The 19,566-nt window shown below is 37.2% G+C and carries 19 protein-coding genes; 11 read left to right on the forward strand and 8 right to left on the reverse strand.

Features of this window, described 5'->3' with window-relative positions; translation table 11 throughout:
• Window positions 1–93: 93 nt before the first annotated feature.
• Both FW754_RS12425 and trhA read right to left on the reverse strand, forming a co-directional pair.
• Entirely contained in the window at window positions 94–1,401 is a 1,308-nt protein-coding gene (locus FW754_RS12425) for an MFS transporter (RefSeq protein WP_409511119.1), read from the reverse strand.
• A gap of 138 nt (window positions 1,402–1,539) precedes the next feature.
• Complete coding sequence (gene trhA / locus FW754_RS12430; RefSeq protein WP_446324811.1) at window positions 1,540–2,187, reverse strand: PAQR family membrane homeostasis protein TrhA; 648 nt, start codon at window positions 2,185–2,187, stop codon at window positions 1,540–1,542.
• A gap of 99 nt (window positions 2,188–2,286) precedes the next feature.
• On the opposite strand from trhA, the gene FW754_RS12435 reads away from it, so the two are divergent.
• On the forward strand, window positions 2,287–3,507 hold the full coding sequence (locus tag FW754_RS12435; RefSeq protein WP_446324812.1) for a class I SAM-dependent methyltransferase: 1,221 nt from the start codon (window positions 2,287–2,289) through the stop codon (window positions 3,505–3,507).
• Between the two features lie 81 nt (window positions 3,508–3,588).
• Here FW754_RS12435 and FW754_RS12440 read toward each other — a convergent pair whose 3' ends face one another.
• The gene (locus FW754_RS12440; RefSeq protein ID WP_446324813.1) at window positions 3,589–4,290 is read right to left on the reverse strand and encodes a hypothetical protein; all 702 of its coding nucleotides are present in this window, start codon (window positions 4,288–4,290) and stop codon (window positions 3,589–3,591) included.
• A 140-nt stretch (window positions 4,291–4,430) separates the two neighbouring features.
• Between FW754_RS12440 and FW754_RS12445 the strand changes: the two genes are divergently transcribed.
• Window positions 4,431–4,865, forward strand: coding sequence for a GNAT family N-acetyltransferase (locus tag FW754_RS12445; RefSeq protein ID WP_409511123.1), 435 nt, complete (start codon window positions 4,431–4,433; stop codon window positions 4,863–4,865).
• 114 nt (window positions 4,866–4,979) lie between these two features.
• Here FW754_RS12445 and FW754_RS12450 read toward each other — a convergent pair whose 3' ends face one another.
• The 3 genes from FW754_RS12450 to FW754_RS12460 all read right to left on the reverse strand — a co-directional run bounded on the left by FW754_RS12450 (window position 4,980) and on the right by FW754_RS12460 (window position 8,916).
• On the reverse strand, window positions 4,980–5,246 hold the full coding sequence (locus FW754_RS12450) for a hypothetical protein (protein ID WP_409511124.1): 267 nt from the start codon (window positions 5,244–5,246) through the stop codon (window positions 4,980–4,982).
• A 320-nt stretch (window positions 5,247–5,566) separates the two neighbouring features.
• Window positions 5,567–7,699: a 3-hydroxyacyl-CoA dehydrogenase NAD-binding domain-containing protein gene (locus FW754_RS12455; RefSeq protein ID WP_446324814.1), complete on the reverse strand. Its 2,133-nt coding sequence runs from the start codon at window positions 7,697–7,699 to the stop codon at window positions 5,567–5,569.
• Window positions 7,700–7,710: 11 nt separating this feature from the next.
• Window positions 7,711–8,916 (reverse strand): acetyl-CoA C-acetyltransferase, encoded by a 1,206-nt coding sequence (locus FW754_RS12460; RefSeq protein WP_446324815.1) that lies wholly within the window; start codon window positions 8,914–8,916, stop codon window positions 7,711–7,713.
• Between the two features lie 229 nt (window positions 8,917–9,145).
• Here FW754_RS12460 and FW754_RS12465 point away from each other — a divergent pair, with 229 nt between their 5' ends.
• Window positions 9,146–9,367, forward strand: a complete 222-nt coding sequence (locus FW754_RS12465) for a hypothetical protein (protein WP_409511127.1) — start codon at window positions 9,146–9,148, stop codon at window positions 9,365–9,367.
• 555 nt (window positions 9,368–9,922) lie between these two features.
• Here the strand turns inward: FW754_RS12465 and FW754_RS12470 are convergent.
• The gene (locus tag FW754_RS12470) at window positions 9,923–10,510 is read right to left on the reverse strand and encodes a peroxiredoxin (protein ID WP_419347581.1); all 588 of its coding nucleotides are present in this window, start codon (window positions 10,508–10,510) and stop codon (window positions 9,923–9,925) included.
• Window positions 10,511–10,657: 147 nt separating this feature from the next.
• Between FW754_RS12470 and FW754_RS12475 the strand changes: the two genes are divergently transcribed.
• The 7 genes from FW754_RS12475 to FW754_RS12505 all read left to right on the forward strand — a co-directional run bounded on the left by FW754_RS12475 (window position 10,658) and on the right by FW754_RS12505 (window position 16,987).
• Window positions 10,658–11,386 carry a lipase family protein gene (locus tag FW754_RS12475; protein ID WP_446324850.1) on the forward strand — a complete coding sequence of 243 codons (729 nt, stop codon included), beginning with the start codon at window positions 10,658–10,660 and terminating at the stop codon, window positions 11,384–11,386.
• 94 nt (window positions 11,387–11,480) lie between these two features.
• A complete protein-coding gene (gene bioA / locus FW754_RS12480; RefSeq protein WP_446324816.1) occupies window positions 11,481–12,809 on the forward strand; it encodes an adenosylmethionine--8-amino-7-oxononanoate transaminase in 1,329 nt (442 codons plus the stop codon).
• Complete coding sequence (locus tag FW754_RS12485; protein ID WP_446324817.1) at window positions 12,806–13,966, forward strand: 8-amino-7-oxononanoate synthase; 1,161 nt, start codon at window positions 12,806–12,808, stop codon at window positions 13,964–13,966. The genes bioA and FW754_RS12485 overlap by 4 nt, the downstream gene beginning before the upstream one ends.
• 10 nt (window positions 13,967–13,976) lie before the next feature.
• Window positions 13,977–14,777, forward strand: a complete 801-nt coding sequence (bioC, locus tag FW754_RS12490; RefSeq protein ID WP_446324818.1) for a malonyl-ACP O-methyltransferase BioC — start codon at window positions 13,977–13,979, stop codon at window positions 14,775–14,777.
• Complete coding sequence (gene bioD / locus FW754_RS12495; RefSeq protein WP_446324819.1) at window positions 14,774–15,415, forward strand: dethiobiotin synthase; 642 nt, start codon at window positions 14,774–14,776, stop codon at window positions 15,413–15,415. Before bioC ends, bioD begins: the two co-directional genes overlap by 4 nt.
• 31 nt (window positions 15,416–15,446) lie before the next feature.
• A complete protein-coding gene (locus FW754_RS12500; protein WP_446324820.1) occupies window positions 15,447–16,460 on the forward strand; it encodes a DUF6630 family protein in 1,014 nt (337 codons plus the stop codon).
• Between the two features lie 65 nt (window positions 16,461–16,525).
• On the forward strand, window positions 16,526–16,987 hold the full coding sequence (locus FW754_RS12505; protein WP_446324851.1) for a nucleoside deaminase: 462 nt from the start codon (window positions 16,526–16,528) through the stop codon (window positions 16,985–16,987).
• 35 nt (window positions 16,988–17,022) lie between these two features.
• Here the strand turns inward: FW754_RS12505 and FW754_RS12510 are convergent, their stop codons facing one another.
• Entirely contained in the window at window positions 17,023–17,454 is a 432-nt protein-coding gene (locus tag FW754_RS12510) for a hypothetical protein (RefSeq protein ID WP_409511134.1), read from the reverse strand.
• Window positions 17,455–17,753: 299 nt separating this feature from the next.
• Here FW754_RS12510 and FW754_RS12515 point away from each other — a divergent pair, with 299 nt between their 5' ends.
• The gene (locus FW754_RS12515; RefSeq protein ID WP_446324821.1) at window positions 17,754–19,556 is read left to right on the forward strand and encodes an ABC transporter substrate-binding protein; all 1,803 of its coding nucleotides are present in this window, start codon (window positions 17,754–17,756) and stop codon (window positions 19,554–19,556) included.
• Window positions 19,557–19,566 lie beyond the last annotated feature (10 nt).

A 19,566-nucleotide genomic window follows, 5' to 3' on the forward strand; every position in this document is an offset into this window, starting at 1 on the left:
TTCTCAACGTATTTAGCTACACTTCGTTTTTACAATAAAAAAGCCAACATATTTGTTGGCTTTTTTATGGGCATTTAGATGTGTAAATCATCTTTAGATTTGATTATTCACATCATCATTTTTAGTTTCACGAATCGCTAAGAAGGCAAGGAGTGAAAGAATAGAGGCAGCAGTGAGGTAATAACCGACAGCATACAAGCCGTATGTAGTCGCCAATTTTGTTGCAATCAATGGCGCAAAAGATGCACCAAAAATACCTGCAAGATTAAAGGTCAAAGCAGAACCAGTATAACGTACTGAAGTTGGGAAAATTTCAGACAATACAGTACCAATTGGACCATAGGTCAGCCCCATAATCGCAAGACCTGTACATAAGAACAGGAATACAACAAGCGTGCTACCTGACTCAAGCATGCTTGAAAATACTAAACCGAACAACGCTGATAAAATACAGACACCAATTGATGTAGTTTTACGACCAAATTTTTCAGCTAAAATTGCCGAAAGTGGAATAAATGCAGCAAAACATAGAGTTGCTAGCAGTTGAAGCTTAAGAAATTCAGCACGTGTATAACCTAGCTCCGTTGTACCCCATTGCAGTGCAAAAACTGTGGTGAGATAAAACACCACGAAAGTACAAATCGCAGCAATCGTACCTAAAATAAGCATGCCCCAATGTTTGGTCATAACTTCTTTAAACGGAATATTCACTTCTTTTTGTTTATCGAGTACTTTTTGGAATGCAGGTGTTTCATGCAATTGCAAACGAATGTACAAACCTACAATCACCAAGGCAGCACTTGCAAGGAAAGGAATACGCCAGCCCCATTGCATAAAGTCTGCTTCAGACATAAATGCTCCGAGAGTGAGGAATGAACCCGTTGCCAAAATAAATCCAATTGGCGCACCCAATTGAGGGAACATACCATACCAAGCACGTTTACCTTCAGGTGCATTCTCAGTGGCAAGCAGTACAGCGCCGCTCCATTCACCACCTAAACCTAAGCCTTGACCTAAACGACAAAGCGCAAGTAACAACGGTGCAACGATGCCAATTTGATGATAGGTTGGGAGTAGACCAATACAGACAGTCGAGATCCCCATGGTCAGTAATGCTGCCACGAGCGTTGCTTTTCGTCCTATTCGGTCACCCAAATGCCCGAATAGTGCTGCACCAATTGGGCGAGCAATGAAGGCAATGGCAAAAGTTGCAAGCGATTGAATTGTTGCTGTAGTCGGATCGGTACTTGCAGGGAAGAACAAATGCGGGAAAATAATCACTGCAGCAGTTGCATAGATATAGAAATCGAAGAATTCGATGGTTGTACCAACCAAACTCGCCATAAGTACACGAGCTTTTGAATTTGTTGGAACTTCAATTGTAGATGTTGATGACGCCATGATAGACCTTACACTTTGAAAAAGTAAAAAATAGTTCTCAAGCGTAATCTTTTTAAAAAAGGCGTAATTTCTTAAAAAAACAACGGGATCAATCCTATTTCACACATTCAGGGTCACTGAATTTTGAGTGGCAAAGGATTAAATGACGTAAAGATAGATGGATAGGAATTGTGATCCTGCCCCAATCAATACAAAAATATGCCAAATTGCATGCGTGTATCTTACTCTTTTTAGGGCATAAAACAATGCACCAATCGTATAAGCTAAGCCACCAATTACTAATAATTTTAATGCATCTGGTTTTAAAAAGCGTTGCATATCATCAATTACAAGCACAGCGAACCAACCCATGACCAAATAAGCAATGAGAGAAATCTTTTGAAAACGATGAATGAAAATTAACTTGAATAGTGTCCCAATTGCAGCAATGACCCACAAGGCAATCAGGAGGTAATGTGCTTTGGCTGTTGGCAGAGCAATCGCTAGAAAAGGTGTATAGGTGCCTGCAATTAAATAATAAATAGCGGTATGATCTAGTTTTTTATACCAAGCTCGTTTTTGTTCATCTTGACAAAAGTGGTAAACAGCAGAACTTGAAAAGAGCAAAATCATGCTCAGACCATAAACAATTAGCCCAAAATACTGCCATGCAGGTAAATAACTACCCTTCATCAGCATACAGCAAGTCGCAATGAGTGCAAGAATAGCACCCAAGGCATGACTGAGCCCATTGATACGTTCTTCAACAGGATCATATGTTTGTAGGGGAGAGATTGAAGTATTCATTGCTTTTATTTTCTTAAAAATACATATGTATAGTAATGTAATTTTACCTTTTAGGTAAGACGTTTTAAAATCACGGTATATCTCCTTTAGGTTTTTGTTATGTCCGATGTGGCTTTATTTTCAGTTCAAGAACAACAATTGCTCGATGCCTTTCAGCAAGCAATTGATTCAAAAAGCTTTGATCGTCTAATTCTAAGCCAATACAAAGGAGAATTAGAGCATTTAGAGAAAATCACTGTTCGTACTATTCTTCTGCAAAATGATACGGTGCTCAATGTATTGTATCGTTACAAGACTCAGGATGTGACTAAAAACTATTCACTTACAGAAGCATTAGCCTTAGTGAGTGAATTACTTGCACACTGTAAACAAGCGAACTTGCTGACGTATGAGCAAGAATATCAACTGAAAAAGAATAAAAAGAAAGCCATATTGAGTATGACTAAGCTAAACAATACAGTGAAAAAAGTCGATGAACAACAAGGACATGATCGTGCAAAAAATCGATTTGTCGATCAACAGAGTTACTTTTTACAGCCATTAGGTATTACCGATGCGAAAGCACAAATTATTCCGAGCATGGCACGAAAATGGAAACAGATTAATAAATTTGTTGAAATTTTTGCAGGTGCAGTAGATGCAATTTCAACGGATTCTCGTCCCTTACATGTCGTTGATTTTGGTTCAGGTAAAGGTTATTTAACTTTTGCTTTATATGATTATTTGCAAAAAAATCATCAACAACCTTTAGTTACAGGCGTTGAACTCAATGAGAAAATGGTGAACTTTTGCCAAGATGTAGCAAAGCAGTCTGAGTTTAAGCAGTTAGAGTTTTTTCAGGGCGATGTCCGTACCTTTGAACCTGAACAACTTGATGTAATGATTGCCTTACATGCGTGCGATGTTGCCACCGATTTTGCCATTCATACAGGTATTCGATTGAATGCCCAAATGATTATGTGTGCGCCGTGTTGTCATAAAGAATTACGTCCACAGCTCAAAAGTCCTGTTGTATTTCAACCAATGTTACAGTTTGGTATTCATGCGGGGCAGCAAGCAGAAATGTTGACTGATACGATTCGTGCATTATTTTTAAAAGCCTACGGCTACGATACCAAGGTCTTTGAATTTGTGGCACTCGAACATACAAGTAAAAATAAAATGATTTTAGCAACGAAGCGTAAAGGCTATACAACGCCTGATCAAGACGTTTTAGCACAGATTGACGCTTTGAAAGAAATGTATGGTATTCAACAACATTCGCTTGAATTATTGTTGAACGATATGTGGGATCAGCAGGGTATTGGTAGTAAGTGCTAATCGTTTAAGCGTGTATTTAGGTAATGATTAATTTTAAAGTTGATCATTACCTTGATTTTCAGATTGAAAATTTATTGGGCTTTAAGGTGCGGCATCTTCTTCATCTATTTGTGTATCGAGTTCTTCTTCAGGTGTACCACTAATCTGTTGCGTGATACTGCCTGGAAAGTACTGTGATGAATCCATTTCAGGGATATAAAGTTGATTCTGACGATGGATTAAAATATGCGTTGGAAATGCTTTTTTAGGGGCTTTATCTAAACTTGTCGATAGCGTATCAATTGAACGAGCCATAAACTGAGCATCACTTTCGCTACTTTTACGTTCAGGAATGTTGAGTGTATTCATATCAAAATCGGGGATTTGACACAAAATAGGAACAAGTAAGTCATTTTGTTGTTCAGCGACTTTTCCTGAAATCTTACAACTTTGATAAAAAGAATTTTGCGTTTTGAGTTGATGTTCAAAAGCAGGTTTAATCACTTTGAAATCACTTACGCCAAATTGTTCTTCTAAAGTTGCAAACATACTCGCTGTTGGGGAAGCAAAGGTAGATAAACTCTGTTGATTCTCTTTGCGAATATCTGCTTCAGATACATTTTGGATTAAAGCGGTCATTTTGATTTGTGCATCTGGTTTGTTTAGATGTGTAGTCGCAAACATTTGAATCATGGCATTACTTAGCGCAATAGCACGAGGTTCATCAACTTTCTGTGCAGATGCAATTCCTGAGCTAAGGATAGTGCTGAGGATGAATGTATATTTTAATGTTTTAAATTTCATATTTTGAGTTAGGTCTATGTAAAAGTATGATGTAGTTCGTACTTAAATTAACACTAATTTAAAAATTATGGTGGCTTTACAGATATTTATTGTTTTTGAAATTGTAGAGTATTTAGCAAATACAGAGGAAAAATGTGTATATGAAAGGATTAAATATTCAACATGCAGATTGGGCTGTTGTAGAGCAAGATGCACGTCATATTCGTACAGCTGTATTTATTGAAGAACAAGGTATTGCAGCAGAAGATGAATGGGATGATCAAGATGCAATCGCGTTGCATTTCATGGTTTATGACGAGCAAAAGGCGATTGCAACAGCACGGTTATTGTTAAATCACAGTGTGGGTCGAGTTGCAGTTTTAAGCCAATATCGTGGTCAAAGCGTTGGTCGAATACTGATGCAACAGATTATTTTTCAGGCAAAAATTGAACAACGTCCATTATTAAAACTGTCCGCTCAGGTTCATGCAATTCATTTTTATGAAAGTTTAGGTTTTTCTGTACAGGGCAGTGAGTATTTAGATTGTGGTATTCCACATGTTGATATGGCTATGATGCTTGATACTTCTACTTGATTTAGTTCAATCACTTTGAGTTGTACGATATATAAATAAAAAAGACCTATAGCATGCTATAGGTCTTTTTTATTTTGATCTGCGATAAGCGTAATCAAATCATTTTTTATGTTATTAATGTGCATGTTCAGATGAAGATTCTGTATGGTTCATCTGTTTCATTTCTTCATCAGACATGGCTTTACCATTGTGTTGATGTTCTGTAGACGCTTGATTATGAGGCTGAGTTTGATTTTGCTTGCTTGGCATATAATCAGGTTCATTACTCATTGCCATATAAAAAATGCCTAGAAAAAACACGCTGAGAACAGCGGCAATGAATAAACCTTTCCAACCTTTTTTTTCGTTGGCAATTTCTTGAGACTTAATGGCATCTGACATGGGAGTATTCCAGATAAAAAGGATAAGAACTAAGTAATGTTATAACATGAAAAGTACAATATTCAGACCAAAAAAATGTAAAAACTATGATTTATTGAAGGATACTTTTAGCTTAAATATGCATTAGATTCTTATATTTTTAATCTTGTGAATCAGTATGATTCATCAGCAGTAATTTGAGTGAAATGATGGTTCAAAGCTAGCGGATACAATTTTATATCGCCTTTTTTATGGTGAATCAAATTTTTTAGATGTATTTTTTAGAGATAAAAAAAGGGATTGCGAACAATCCCTTTTTGTTGATTAAAAATCAAAATAAGTTAGCTGATTTTACCTTGAGTAACAGAATCTTTTAATTTCTGTGGTGCTTTAAAACGCTCACCATATTTTGCTTCAAGTGTATTGGCACGTAGTAATGCTTTTTCTAAACCATATTGATTTAAGAATTGAATTGCACCACCTGTCCACGGCGCAAAACCAATGCCGAAGATTGAACCAATATTGGCATCAACCACAGATTCAAGTACATTTTCTTCATAGCAACGCAAAGTATCTAAAGACTGAACAAAGAGGAAACGATCAATCATTTCTTGTTCAGAAATATCCACTTCTTTCGACCAATGGCTCAAACCATCCCAAAGATATTTTTTAGCACTTTCAGGATATTCATAGAAACCAGCACCAGCAGCTTTACCTTTACGGTTAAACTCGTGAATCATGTGTTTTAATACATCTTCGGCAGGCGAGTGCGGTAAGTCTTTACCTTCAGCTTGCAATGCCTTACGCGTTTCATTGGTCACATGTTCAGACAGAGTCAATGCAACTTCATCTTGAATTGCCAATGGACCAACTGGCATACCCGCTTTAAGCGCTGCCATTTCAATACGTGCAGGGTGTACACCTTCTGCAAGTAAACGCAAGCCTTCATTGACGAAAGTACCAAATACACGGCTTGTAAAGAAGCCACGGCTATCATTCACCACGATTGGCGTTTTACCAATTTGCTGAACATAGTCATATGCTTTTGCCAAAGTTTCCGCAGACGTATTTTGACCTTTAATGATTTCAACCAACGGCATTTTGTCGACTGGGCTAAAGAAATGAAGACCAATGAAGTTTGCTTCATTTCTAGAAGCTTTTGCTAAACCTGTAATTGGCAATGTTGATGTATTTGATGCAAACACACCACCATCCGTAAGGTAATGTTCAGCTTCTTGTGTTACTTTTGCTTTAAGTTCTTGATTTTCAAATACAGCTTCAATAATCAAATCACAGCCTTTTAAATCTTCAGCATTTGCTGTCGCTGTAATTAAACTCAAAACTTGATCACGTTTTTCAGCTGTCATGCGACCTTGTGAAACACGTTTATCGAGAAGTTTTTGGCTATAAGCTTTACCTTTATCGGCATTTTCTTGAGAAACATCTTTTAGGATAACAGCAATACCTTTGGTCGCAGTTGAGTAGGAAATACCTGCACCCATCATACCTGCACCAAGTACACCAACTTTCGTTGCTTGCCATTTTGCAATATCTTTAGGGCGGCTCGCACCTGCTTTAATGGCATTTAGACCGTGCCAGAATGTACCGATCATATTTTTCGCCACTTGACCTGTCGCAAGGTAAGTGAAATAACGTGATTCGATCGTCAGTGCTGTATCAACATCGACCTGAGCGCCTTCAACTGCAGCAGACATAATTGCTTCAGGCGCAGGATAACAACCCTTCGTTTTATCACGCAGCATTGCAGGTGCAATCGCAAGAACTTGCGCAACAGCAGGAGTTTTAGGATCACCACCTGGAATTTTATAGCCCTTTACATCAAAAGGTTGTTGTGACTTTGGATTGGCTTTGACCCAAGCAATCGCTTTATCCATCAGCTCTTCAATAGTTTCAGCTGTGTCTTGAATTAAACCTAAAGATTTAGCTTTATCTACACCAAACTGCTTACCCTCCATGAGGAATGGAAATGCATTTTGTAAGCCTAAAAGGCGAACCATACGCACAATACCACCACCACCGGGAAGTAAACCTAAAGTCACTTCAGGTAAACCGAATTTTGCTTTTGGATCATTGAGTGCGATACGTGCGTGGCAACCTAAAGCAATTTCCCAACCACCGCCAAGCGCCGTGCCATTTAAAGCAGCGACGACTGGAAGACCTAAAGTTTCAATATAACGAAACTCTGCTTTCATCTTTTGAATCATTTCAAAAAATGGTGTTGCATCTTCAGGGCGAGCTTGAATCAGCTCGTCTAAGTCACCACCTGCAAAGAAGGTTTTTTTCGCTGAACGGAAAATGATACCTGTCATATCTGTTTCAGATTTAAGCTTTGAAACAATATTTTCTAAAGCGACACGAAAGTCACTATTCATGGTGTTTGCAGATTGATTTGGCGAATCTAGTGTAAGGATAACAATACCATCCGCATTTTTTTCATATTGAATTGCGCTCATTATTATTCTCCTTATACCAACTCAATAATGGTCGCAATACCCATGCCACCACCTACACACAATGTTGCTAAACCACGTTTTTTGCCTTGACGTTCTAATTCATCAAGCAGTGTGCCCAAAATCATTGCACCTGTCGCACCGAGTGGGTGACCCATCGCAATAGAACCACCATTCACATTGACTTTTTCCATAGGAACTTTCAATTCATTGATAAAGCGCATCACAACAGATGCAAAAGCTTCATTCACTTCAAATAAGTCAATATCGTCAATGGTTAAGCCTGCTTTTGCCAAAGCTTTACGTGCAGCAGGTGCAGGACCTGTAAGCATGATTGTTGGGTCTGTACCCACAAGTGCAGTTGCAAGAACTTTAGCACGAGGTTTTAAACCTTGTTCTTTCACTGCTTTTTCAGAAGCGAGTAATACCACAGCAGCACCATCGACAATACCTGATGAGTTTCCTGCATGATGTACATGGTTAATTTTTTGTGCTTCAGGATATTGTTGAAGAGCAATTGCATCAAAGCCCATACCACCCATCATTTCAAAGCTTGCATTAAGTTTTGCCAAGCCTTCAGCCGTTGTTTGTGGCTTGATAAACTCATCTTTATCTAAGATTAATACACCAGCTTTGTCTTTTACAGGCACAACAGATTTATCAAAACGTCCTGCAGCTTGTGCAGCAGCAGCTTTTTGTTGAGAGTTTGCCGCAAAACTATCAACATCTGAACGGCTATAACCATCTAAAGTGGCAATCAGATCGGCACCAATACCTTGTGGAACAAAATGTGATTTTAAATTTGTTTCAGGGTCAAGCGCCCAAGGTCCACCATCTGAACCCATTGGAATACGTGACATTGATTCTACGCCACCTGCAACGACAACATCTTCCCAACCTGAACGAACTTTTTGCGCTGCCATATTGACAGCTTCTAAACCCGATGCACAGAAGCGATTAATCTGAACACCTGCAACATCATTGTTCCAACCTGCCGCAATCGCTGCAGTTTTGGCAATATCACCACCTTGATCGGCAATAGGGGTCACGCAACCGAGTACGATGTCATCAACTTTAGAGGTGTCTAAATTGTGGCGATCTTTGAGTTCGTTGAGTAATGTGGTGAGTAATGTAATCGGTTTCACTTCATAGAGTGAACCATCTTTTTTCCCTTTTCCGCGTGGTGTGCGAATGGCATCAATGATGTAAGCCTCGCTCATAGCTGTTCCTTTGTATATGACTTTAAAATTGTTATGTGTTTCGAGTGTACTAAATAAAGTACAGAGTGCAATGACGAGAATGGGAAAGTCTGATGATATTTTTGGTCAATAGAATGAATTCAATTTGAAACTCCATGAATGGAACTAAAGTTTTTATTTTTGAAAAGCGTGACAATTAAACTGTAATAATTAATTGCTACAGTCGGTATAACAGTCGGGAGTGGTAAATATGATTATTGATTTAAAAGAGCTTAATAAGCGAATTAAAGATTTTAGAGAGAATGCAGAACCACAAAAATTAATTTTGGGTTATAAAACGTATTCTAAACTCATGAAAGAAGATAGTTTTGTTGATATGTTAAGTAAAGACGTTCGAGATCCAATGATTCGGTATTATAATGAGATCAAAATTAAGCTTGTGACAGAAAAGCATTTCTTTGAAATTGAATAAAAATTTAAGAATGTTTAACTTTTTTAGGAATTGAAAATCTATTTTAAGAAGATTGGTAATTGATTATGACTGAATAAAATAATGATATGGTGAGGTGCTCTATGTGTGAGTGGGTGATAGTCAGTGATAAAATTTAAAACAATGATAGACTTTAACCACAAGACTGTTTTTATCCCTGTGATACTTTTACTTTTGTTATTGATTCTTTTTCAGTTGATCATACGACCTGTATATACATATATTGTTTTGCCAAAGTACGCTTTATTTAAAGCGGAAGATCCAAATAATATTATTGAGGGTTGTGCCTATTATTCAGGTAAATATAAGACAAAATATGGTGAAATCTATGAATATCATGTAGATGATTTAAATTTGACAAGTCATTCAGGGTTAACAATCGACTTCCCGTTTAGAGCTAAGCGTGGAAAGTTTGTTAATTTTTTGGAATTACAAAGAAATGAATGTATTAAAGTGAAATACATCACTATTAATTATTTATTTTTTAAAAGAAATTATATCTATGATGTATTTTATTAAAGTACATCATAGACCATTTTATTTTTTAGAAAATTTCTGAATATCCGCCAATACTTGCCCTGCATGGGTTTGTGTATTGACACTGCTGTAGTGATAAACAATAGTGCCTTGTGGATCGATAAGGAATGTTTCACGTTTGGCAATTTTGGTAATACCTAAATTACGCACAACACCAAACTGCGTTGCCAATTGGTGATTCTGATCAGCAAGAATTGGGAAATTTAGCCCTAGCTTTTCAGAAAATTTTTGATGTGATTTGACATCATCTAAGCTAACACCAAAAACTACGGCATTGTTTTTAATAAATTGCGGATAAAGTGCTTTAAATTCATTGGCTTCTTGGGTACAGCCAGGTGAATTGTCTTTAGGATAAAAATATAAGACAACCCATTTGCCTTTGTATTGCTTTAACTCATGCCATTTAGAGTTTTGGTCTTGCAGTTTAAAAGCGGGTGCAGGTTTTCCAACCCATTGTTTTTGTTGATTTGATGGATCTGATAAAATTGAAGTCTCTGCTTGAGCTGTACTATTGAACCCGAAAATGAGTAGGGTGGAAAGTAGACTGATATGACATATTTTTGATGACTTTATTTGTTGATTTGACATATGGTTACTTCCCTCAATGAGTACAATTTTATCTTAGCAATTTTTTCAAAATCTTGTGAGTGAATAATGTTATTGATATTGATTTGCAATGAATAATTGTTTAAGAACTCGATATACTCATTACAAACACACTTTTAAATTGGATCTATCTTGCAAAATATTTTACTCATTACAGGTTGGGGCGGTGGAACAAAATTGTTGGCATCACTTAAACAGGCTTTAGAAGCTAAAGGTCATACCGTTGAGTTGATCAATATTTTTAATGCTTTAGATGAGCATATTTTGCAAGAACAAGTAGAAAAAGCCAAAGATTTTGATGTAATTATAGGTTGGTCATTGGGTGGGCAACTTGCAACACTCTTGGTTGATCAAATTTCAAAACAATTTCAGCAGCAAAAAACTTTGATTACGTTAGCATCGAATCCTTCTTTTGTACAAAATGAAGAATGGCATACGGCAATGGATCAACTGACATTTCAGAACTTTACACAGTCTTTTGAACATGATGCCATTGCGACATTACGTAAATTTGGCTTTATGGTTTGTCAGGGTACAGCAACCCATAAGCAAGACTTTGTCACTTTACAAGGTTTGATACAGCCACAGAATTTAGATATTTTACAACAAGGTTTGAATTGTTTGGAGCAGCTTAATACTGTGAGTATCTTGAAAAATTATATAGGTCATCAATATCATTTGTTTGCTAAACAAGATTTTTTAGTTAGTTACAAAGTTGTAGAGAATCTTCAAAATTTCAATGCAAAGTTTTTAGCGGTTGAGTTAGTAAGTGGCTCACATGGCTTTCCTATTTTTCAATTTGAAAGTATAACTGACAAAATCTGCCAATATTTACAAAAAATAAATCAAACATCCTGATAAGTGGCAAATCTCGCAATTTATTTTTAATTCATGCAGGTTTAAGATCAGTGAATTAAATTTTTTGCTGTAGATGTTGCACATGGAGTTAAGGATGACCGATTCATTGACTAATTCATTAACCGAATTAGATGATCAAGCTTTTGATCAACAACATATTTGGCATCCTTATACTTCGATGACACATCCATTACCGACTTTTAAGGTGAAAAGGGCACAAGGAGCAATCATTGAACTTGAAGATGGTCGTCAACTCATTGATGGGATGTCATCTTGGTGGTGTGCGATTCACGGTTATAACCATCCTGAGCTAAATCAGGCGGTGACTGATCAACTACAAAATATGTCACATATCATGTTTGGTGGTTTTACCCATGATCCTGCGATTCAACTGGGAAAATTACTGCTTAAAATCACTCCGCCAAGTTTAGATAAAATTTTCTTTGCTGACTCGGGTTCAGTCGCTGTCGAAGTGGCTTTGAAAATGGCAGTGCAGTTTTGGCATGCTCAAGGCAAGGTTATTAAAAACAATTTTGTCACGCCACGTTCGGGCTACCACGGAGATACATGGAATGCCATGTCGGTTTGTGATCCTGTTACGGGGATGCATCAAATTTTTGGTTCAAGTTTGCCGAATCGGATTTTTGTACCAGCACCACAGGTGGGTTTTGATGAAGAATGGAATCAGGATGACATAGCTGAACTTGAGAAAACCTTAGCAGAACAGCATGAACACATTGCAGGTTTAATTTTAGAACCGATTGTTCAGGGGGCAGGAGGAATGCGTTTCTACCATCCTGAATATTTACGCCAAGCTAAATTGTTGTGTGAAAAATACAATATCCTATTGATTTTTGATGAAATTGCTACAGGTTTTGGGCGTACAGGAAAACTTTTTGCATGCGAGTGGGCAGGTGTCGAACCTGATATTATGTGTATAGGCAAAGGTTTGACGGGCGGTTACATGACCTTATCTGCGACATTAACCACCAAGAAAGTCGCTGAAACCATCAGTCAAGGCGAAGCAGGCGTGTTTATGCATGGTCCAACTTTTATGGCAAATCCGCTTGCATGTGCGGTGGCTGTAAAAAGCACAGAATTACTGATTTCACAAGATTGGCAAGCCAATATAGGGCGCATCCAAAAACAATTAAGTAAAAATTTACAGCCACTTGAACAGCTTGATCATGTGCTTGATGTGCGTGTTTTAGGCGCAATAGGTGTAGTCGAATTGACCTTTAATGTTGATATGAAAATCCTTCAACAAGAGTTTGTACGCCGTGGTATTTGGATTCGTCCATTTGGAAAATTGGTGTATGTGATGCCTCCTTACATTATCTCTGAGCAAGAATTAAAAATTTTGTTGGAACAAATGGTTGAAGTTGTTGAAACCATGACTCCAAATCAGGAGTATGTCGCATGAGCCATTTGCTTGAGCATTTTTCAGCCCAGCTTGATGACCTAAAACAACAAGGCAATTTACGTCAATTTACGTCCAATATTCAGCAAGATCGCTACATCACCATTCAGCATAAAAAAATGTTGAATCTCGCATCGAATGACTATTTAGGTTTAGCATCCGATATTGAGCTTCGTGAACAGTTTTTTGATGAAACACCAAATGCCCAGCGTTGGATGAGTTCATCATCTTCCCGTTTATTGACAGGAAATTTCGCAGAGTATGAACAGCTTGAAGCGAGTTTAAGTCAGGCTTTTCATGGTCGTTCTGCACTATTATTTAACAGTGGCTATCACATGAATATTGGAGTTTTACCTGCATTATCTGACAGTAAAACGCTGATTCTTGCCGATAAACTGATTCATGCCAGTATGATAGATGGGATTCGTTTATCGACTGCGAAATATGTGCGTTATCGTCATAATGATCTCGGACATTTGACAGAGCTTTTACAAAAATATCATGCAGATGAACTCTTCGAACGCATTATTATCGTCACAGAATCCATTTTTAGCATGGATGGTGATGAAACCGATTTAGCTGAATTGGTTCGAATTAAAAAGCAATTTTCAAAAGTTATGCTGTATGTCGATGAGGCGCATGCGATTGGTGTTCGTGGTGAGCAAGGTTTGGGCTGTGCTGAACAATATGGCGTAGTCGATAATATTGATTTTTTAGTCGGAACTTTTGGTAAGGCGATGGCCTCGATTGGTGGCTATTTGATTTGTCATTCGATTATTCGAGATTATTTAATAAATTCGATGCGTCCTCTTATTTTTAGTACTGCACAACCGCCCATTTGTATGGCTTGGACAGATTTTATTTTTAAAAAAGTGCTGAATCTAAATGCTCAGCGTCAGCATTTACAACAGATCAGCCAAACTTTACAGCAAGCTGTGATTTCCAAAGGTTTTGATTGCCCATCAACTTCACATATTGTGCCTGTTATTATTGGTGAGTCGACAAAAACTGTAGAGAAAGCAAAGGCTTTACAAGATGCAGGTTTTTACATCATGCCTGTGCGTCCACCGACTGTGCCACAACATAGTTCACGATTACGTATTTCATTGACTGCACAAATTTCCGATGTTGAAATTGCTCAGCTTGCACAATTGTTGTGAGCTGATGGTGATGGATCGCGTGAATAAAAAATCTGAAATAAATAAATCACATGTGGCTTTGCGTTTTGCACAAGCAGGGCAAAGCTATTCAGGACATGCCGTTGTACAAAAACAGATTGCACAGCATTTATTTGAATTAATAGGTGAATATTGTCCTAATTTATTATCTCATTTATCGCTCAATATTTTTGAAATAGGGTGTGGTTCGGGTAATTTAAGCCATTTATTGATGGAAAATTTACAGTTTAAAAAACTGATTTTAAATGATCTCTATTCTGAAATTCAGCAACATTTTCTAGCCAATGCCAAGATAGAATATCTGATTGGCGATATTGAACAGCTGGAGTTTCCAGAAGATTTAAATTTGATTGCTTCGAGTTCAGCTTTGCAATGGGTGACAAATTTAGAAGCTATTTTCAAAAAAGGTTTTTTAACTTTAAATCATCAGGCATATTTTTGCTTTTCAACCTTTGGACAGCGAAACCTAGAAGAAATTAAAACCTTAACAGGGCAGGGTTTAGATTATTTATCTGTTAAAAATATTCAGCGTTTACTTGAAAAAAATGGTTTTGAAATTTTGCATATTTCAGAGCAAATTGCGCATTTAAACTTTGACCATCCGAAACACGTTTTACAACATTTAAAAGTCACAGGTGTAACGGCAACCGCGTCTAATTTTCGTTGGACGAAACAAACACTTGCAGATTTTTATCAAGATTATCAAAAATTTTCATTCAGTGATGAGTTAGGTCAACAGCAGTATCTGTTGACTTATCATCCGATTTATTGCATCGCACGGAGAATGCCATGACAGGTTCAGTTTACTTTATTAGTGGTATTGACACAGGCATTGGTAAAACTTACACGACAGGCTATTTGGCAAAATTGTGGAATGCGCAAGGCAAAAAAACCATCACGCAAAAACTAATTCAAACGGGCAATGTTGATATTTCAGAAGACATTGAACAGCATCGTGAAATTATGGGTATGGGGTGGTTTCCTGAAGATGAAATGAAGCTGACTATGCCTGAGATTTTCACTTATCCTGCATCGCCACATTTAGCGACCAAAATTGATGGTCGTGAAATAGATTTTCAAAAAATAGAAAATGCCACTGCACAACTCGCTGAAAAATATGAAATCGTTTTGCTTGAGGGAGCAGGTGGTTTAATGGTTCCATTGACGACCGATTTATTGACTATTGATTATGTGGCTGAGAAAAAACATCCTATCATTTTTGTGACTTCAGGGCGTTTGGGCAGTATTAACCATACTATTTTAAGTCTGGAAGCCATTAAAAATCGTGATTTAGAGCTGTATGCTGTTGCCTATAATCTTAAAGATGAATCACAAGATGAACTCATTTCTAAAGACACGGCAGAGTATTTAAAAGGATATTTGGCGAAACATTTTCCGAACAGTCTATGGATTGATATTCCTGTAATTTGAAGATGAATATACGATAAATAAGAACTTAAGAATGGTACGGATTTATTATCATCTAAATCAATTGGCAGGGAATGCTTTAAGCAGTCGAGTGATTGATCTTAAAAAGTTCGATGAGTTATTTGAACAAACTGAACAAAATCTATTTGAAATTTTTGTTGCTGAACCTGTTGGATTTTTTAAGAAACTTTTGGGTCAGTCCTCTGCTAAATCACAATTTAGATTTGTTCATTTAAGCCGAGATGGTTTTCCTTATAGCACTTCGGAAGGCGATTTTTACTTACCTGTGGCTTTGATTTTCTATGATAATGATGATGCAAATTTTCCAAGCGAATTCTATTTTATTGCCAAAATTGAAGCACAATTAGAATTACGAAAATGTCAGGCTGGAAAAGATGTTAAATGGTATCAAATCCCTGCTTTACATGAAGCGGTGACTGATTCCGCAACCATTCAGAAAATAGAACAGTCCTTTTTTGCACTGAGGCAAGAAGTTGAGCGAGTTTATAAATCAAAGCCTGATCCAAATCATGAAGTTATTGAGTCTGAAGACCATGGTGAGCTTGATAACTTAGAGCCTGAACAGAAAAATGCGTATTTAAAACTAGTAGATATTGCACTACAGAATCATTTTAAAAGAGTAGTTGTCATTGAGCACATTCAGCAACTCAAACAAACTGATGAAGAAGGTTTTTTTAGTCCACTTGATGAGTTAATTGAGTATTTATGGCAAGAAAACATCCGATTATTTGTCAATATGGATTGGAAGCAAGAAGCTACAGATTTACAGTGGCATTTAGAATATATTTTAAAGGATAATTGGCAGATTGAAACGCAATTGCCTGATGCAAATACGCAGTTTGGTCAGGATGCGACCGTATCAAATGACGGTGTATTTACGGTTTATAATCAGGGTTTATTGCCTCACGGATTGACCATTGGGCAAATAGACACAGATTCAGATGCTTATGTATTTTTAGTTCATCGTGTGCAGGATACGGACATAGTAAGAAAGCACGTTGAGAAAATTGGCTATCAGTATTTATAATTCAATGCTTTGAATGAAATGTGATGGATAAAGTGATGAACGCACCTACCATGAATGATGATACGATGAAAGATAGTCATTTTTTAACTCAGGCAGTTGAACTTGCCAAAGCCAATGTGGAACAGGGTGGTCGTCCATTTGGCGCGCTGATTGTCAAAAATGGTGAAGTTGTCAGTACAGGTGTGAATCAAATTTTGACGACAGGTGATCCGACTTCACATGCGGAATTGAATGCATTACGTCAGGCAGCACTAAAATTGCAAAGTACTTTACTGAAAGATTGTGTTGTTTATGCGAGTGGGCAACCATGTCCCATGTGTTTGGCTGCGATGCGAATGTCTGGTATTGAAAAAATTATTTATGCTTTTAGCAATGTAGATGCTGAACCATATGGTTTATCGACAGCAAGTATTGCTGAAAAGTTACGCTTAGACCCACACGTGCAAGAGGGTTTAAGCTTTACTCAGTTAAAGTCTAGTTCAGATACCGATTTATATGCATTTTGGAAACAGAATCAATCAGTTTAAAATATTGGGTAATATGAAAATTTAAAAGACAGCTTTTACTCGGCTGTCTTTGGTAAATTTGAAATATATTTCCGATGGATGCTCATGAGAATAGGCACCAATAAAAAGTGTAATAAAAATGTAAAAAGCATGACCACAATAAAAGCGCCCCAATGACTTGAGGCATGCATTGCACCTAAAAAAGCCAATGCAGTCATTAGTGTAGGAATAATAGTTGCAAGTAAGTAACTGCTGTATGGGTGCTTAATGCAAAAATCAAAACTAAATAATAATGCGTAATTGATACAGACAAAAGCATATACTGCAATGCAGAAAAGTACACCATCTGTAGGATAATTATACTCTTGTTGAAGCATACCGCGCGACTCAAGATAGCTTGAAATATATTGTCCTTGCCAAGCCATATACGCACTTGCTAAAAGCCAAATAATGAGCAAAATGAGATAAATAAAATACTTATGTTTCATATTTAAAAATTAATTTTTATATTTTGAAGTGAATCGAAATTTTTTCATATAAAAAGTAATTAGACAATAACGACATGATGAATGCAATAGTTTTAAGTATGACTTTTAGTTTCCAAGATGCGGATATAATGAGTATGAAAAAGAAAAATAGCGTAAATGAACCTTCTTTTTGACTTTTATTACTTTATTCAAGGTATAAATAGAATTGCGATAAACAACAAAATACATTCAAAGTAAATGAAGCAGATTCGTTGTGATGAAAAAATCAAGCGCAAGATAAGAATACGTTAAAGAACATAATGAGGGATAATTTGAATCGGATATTGATACAGCGTGGAGGTTGGGTTTTATTGGGAAGTGCATTGTTCGTTGGCGCTTTACCCACAGTTGCTCAAAGTTCTGCCGATCCTAATAAAGTTTTACGTTATGTTTTTCCAGTGGCGGAAACAGGTTTTGATCCTGCTGGAACACAGGATTTATATTCTGCACATGTACATAATTCAATTTTTGAAGGGTTGTATACCTATGACTACTTGGCATCACCATTAAAGTTAGTCCCTCGTACTGCGGTTGCATTGCCTGATGTGAGTCAAGATGGTCTGACCTATACCTTTAAAATTCAAAAAGGCATTTATTTCGCAAAAGATGCTGCATTTAAAGGTAAAGCACGAGAATTGACAGCAGAAGATTATGTATATTCTTATAAGCGTTTACTTGATCCAGCGTTACGTTCACCGAACAGTTGGTTGTTTGATGGTAAATTTTTAGGCATGGATAAAGTACTCGAACAAGCCAAAAAAACAGGTAAGTTTAACTATGATCTGCCTGTGACAGGCTTATCCGCTCCTGATCGTTATACGCTTGTGATTAAACTGATTCAGCCCGATCAAAACTTTCCGATGCTGCTTGCCCATCAACCTGCAGGTGCAGTGGCTCGTGAAGTGATTGAATATTATCGAGATCAATCAGGCTTTGCCATGAAAAATCCTGTAGGAACGGGGCCATACGTACTTGCAAAATGGGTGCCCGGTTCACGGATTATTTTAAAAGCCAATCCTGATTTTCGAGGTTTTATTTGGGATTTTAAAGCCTCAAGTCCTGAAGATCAGAAAATCGTTAATGTAATGAAAGGCAAAAAAATGCCTCAAATTGGCGTTATAGATATTCAAGTCATGGAAGAAGAGCAATCACGATGGTTGTCATTTAGTAAAAATGAAACAGACCTCTTTGTCTTGGGGGGAGATCTAACAGCACAAGCCATTGAAAATGGTCAGTTAAAACCTGAATTGGTAAAAAAAGGCATACAACTTTCACGGATTGCCGACCCATCCATTGATTATCATTATTGGAATATGCAAAACCCAGTCGTAGGTGGTTTGAGCACAGAAAAAATTGCGTTACGCCGTGCAATGGCAATGGCATATTCTGCGGATAATCAAATCAAAATCTTATCTAAGGGCGATGCAAAAAAACTGCAATATCCGATTCCTAATGGTGTTGTAGGCTATGATCCAAATTATAGAAGCAGTATTCCTTATTCGCCTAAAGCCGCCAATTTATTGCTCGATCGCTATCACTATAAAGTTGGTGCAGATGGGTGGCGTACATTGCCTAATGGAAAGCCCTTAGTGATAGAAATGACCATTGGAAATACCGCACGAAGTCAGCAAGGGGCTGAGTTTTGGAAAAGAACTTTGGATGGTATTAAGATTAAAATGACCACTAAAGCGATGCCTTTTGCTGAAGGGATTAAAGCTGAAAAACAGTGTAAAACCATGTTCAAAGCATCTGCATGGATTGCAGATTATCCTGATGCCGACAATTTTATGCAGTTGTTTTATGGCAAGAACATTCATGCCACCAACAATGGCTGCATGAAAATTCCTGAATATGATCGTTTATATGAACAGACACAAAAAATGCGTCCAAGTCCTGAGCGTGATGCCTTATATCGGAAAATGGCACGTATTATGGAAGTTTATATGCCTGTGCAAATGGAGTCGACACGGTATCGCAATGCTTTAGCTCAACCAAAAGTGATTGGGTTTAAAAAGCATCCGATTATTCCATCAGAATGGATGTACTTTGACCTGAAAAAATAACTGATACTCA

The sequence above is a fragment of the Acinetobacter sp. 1207_04 genome (assembly GCF_052850415.1).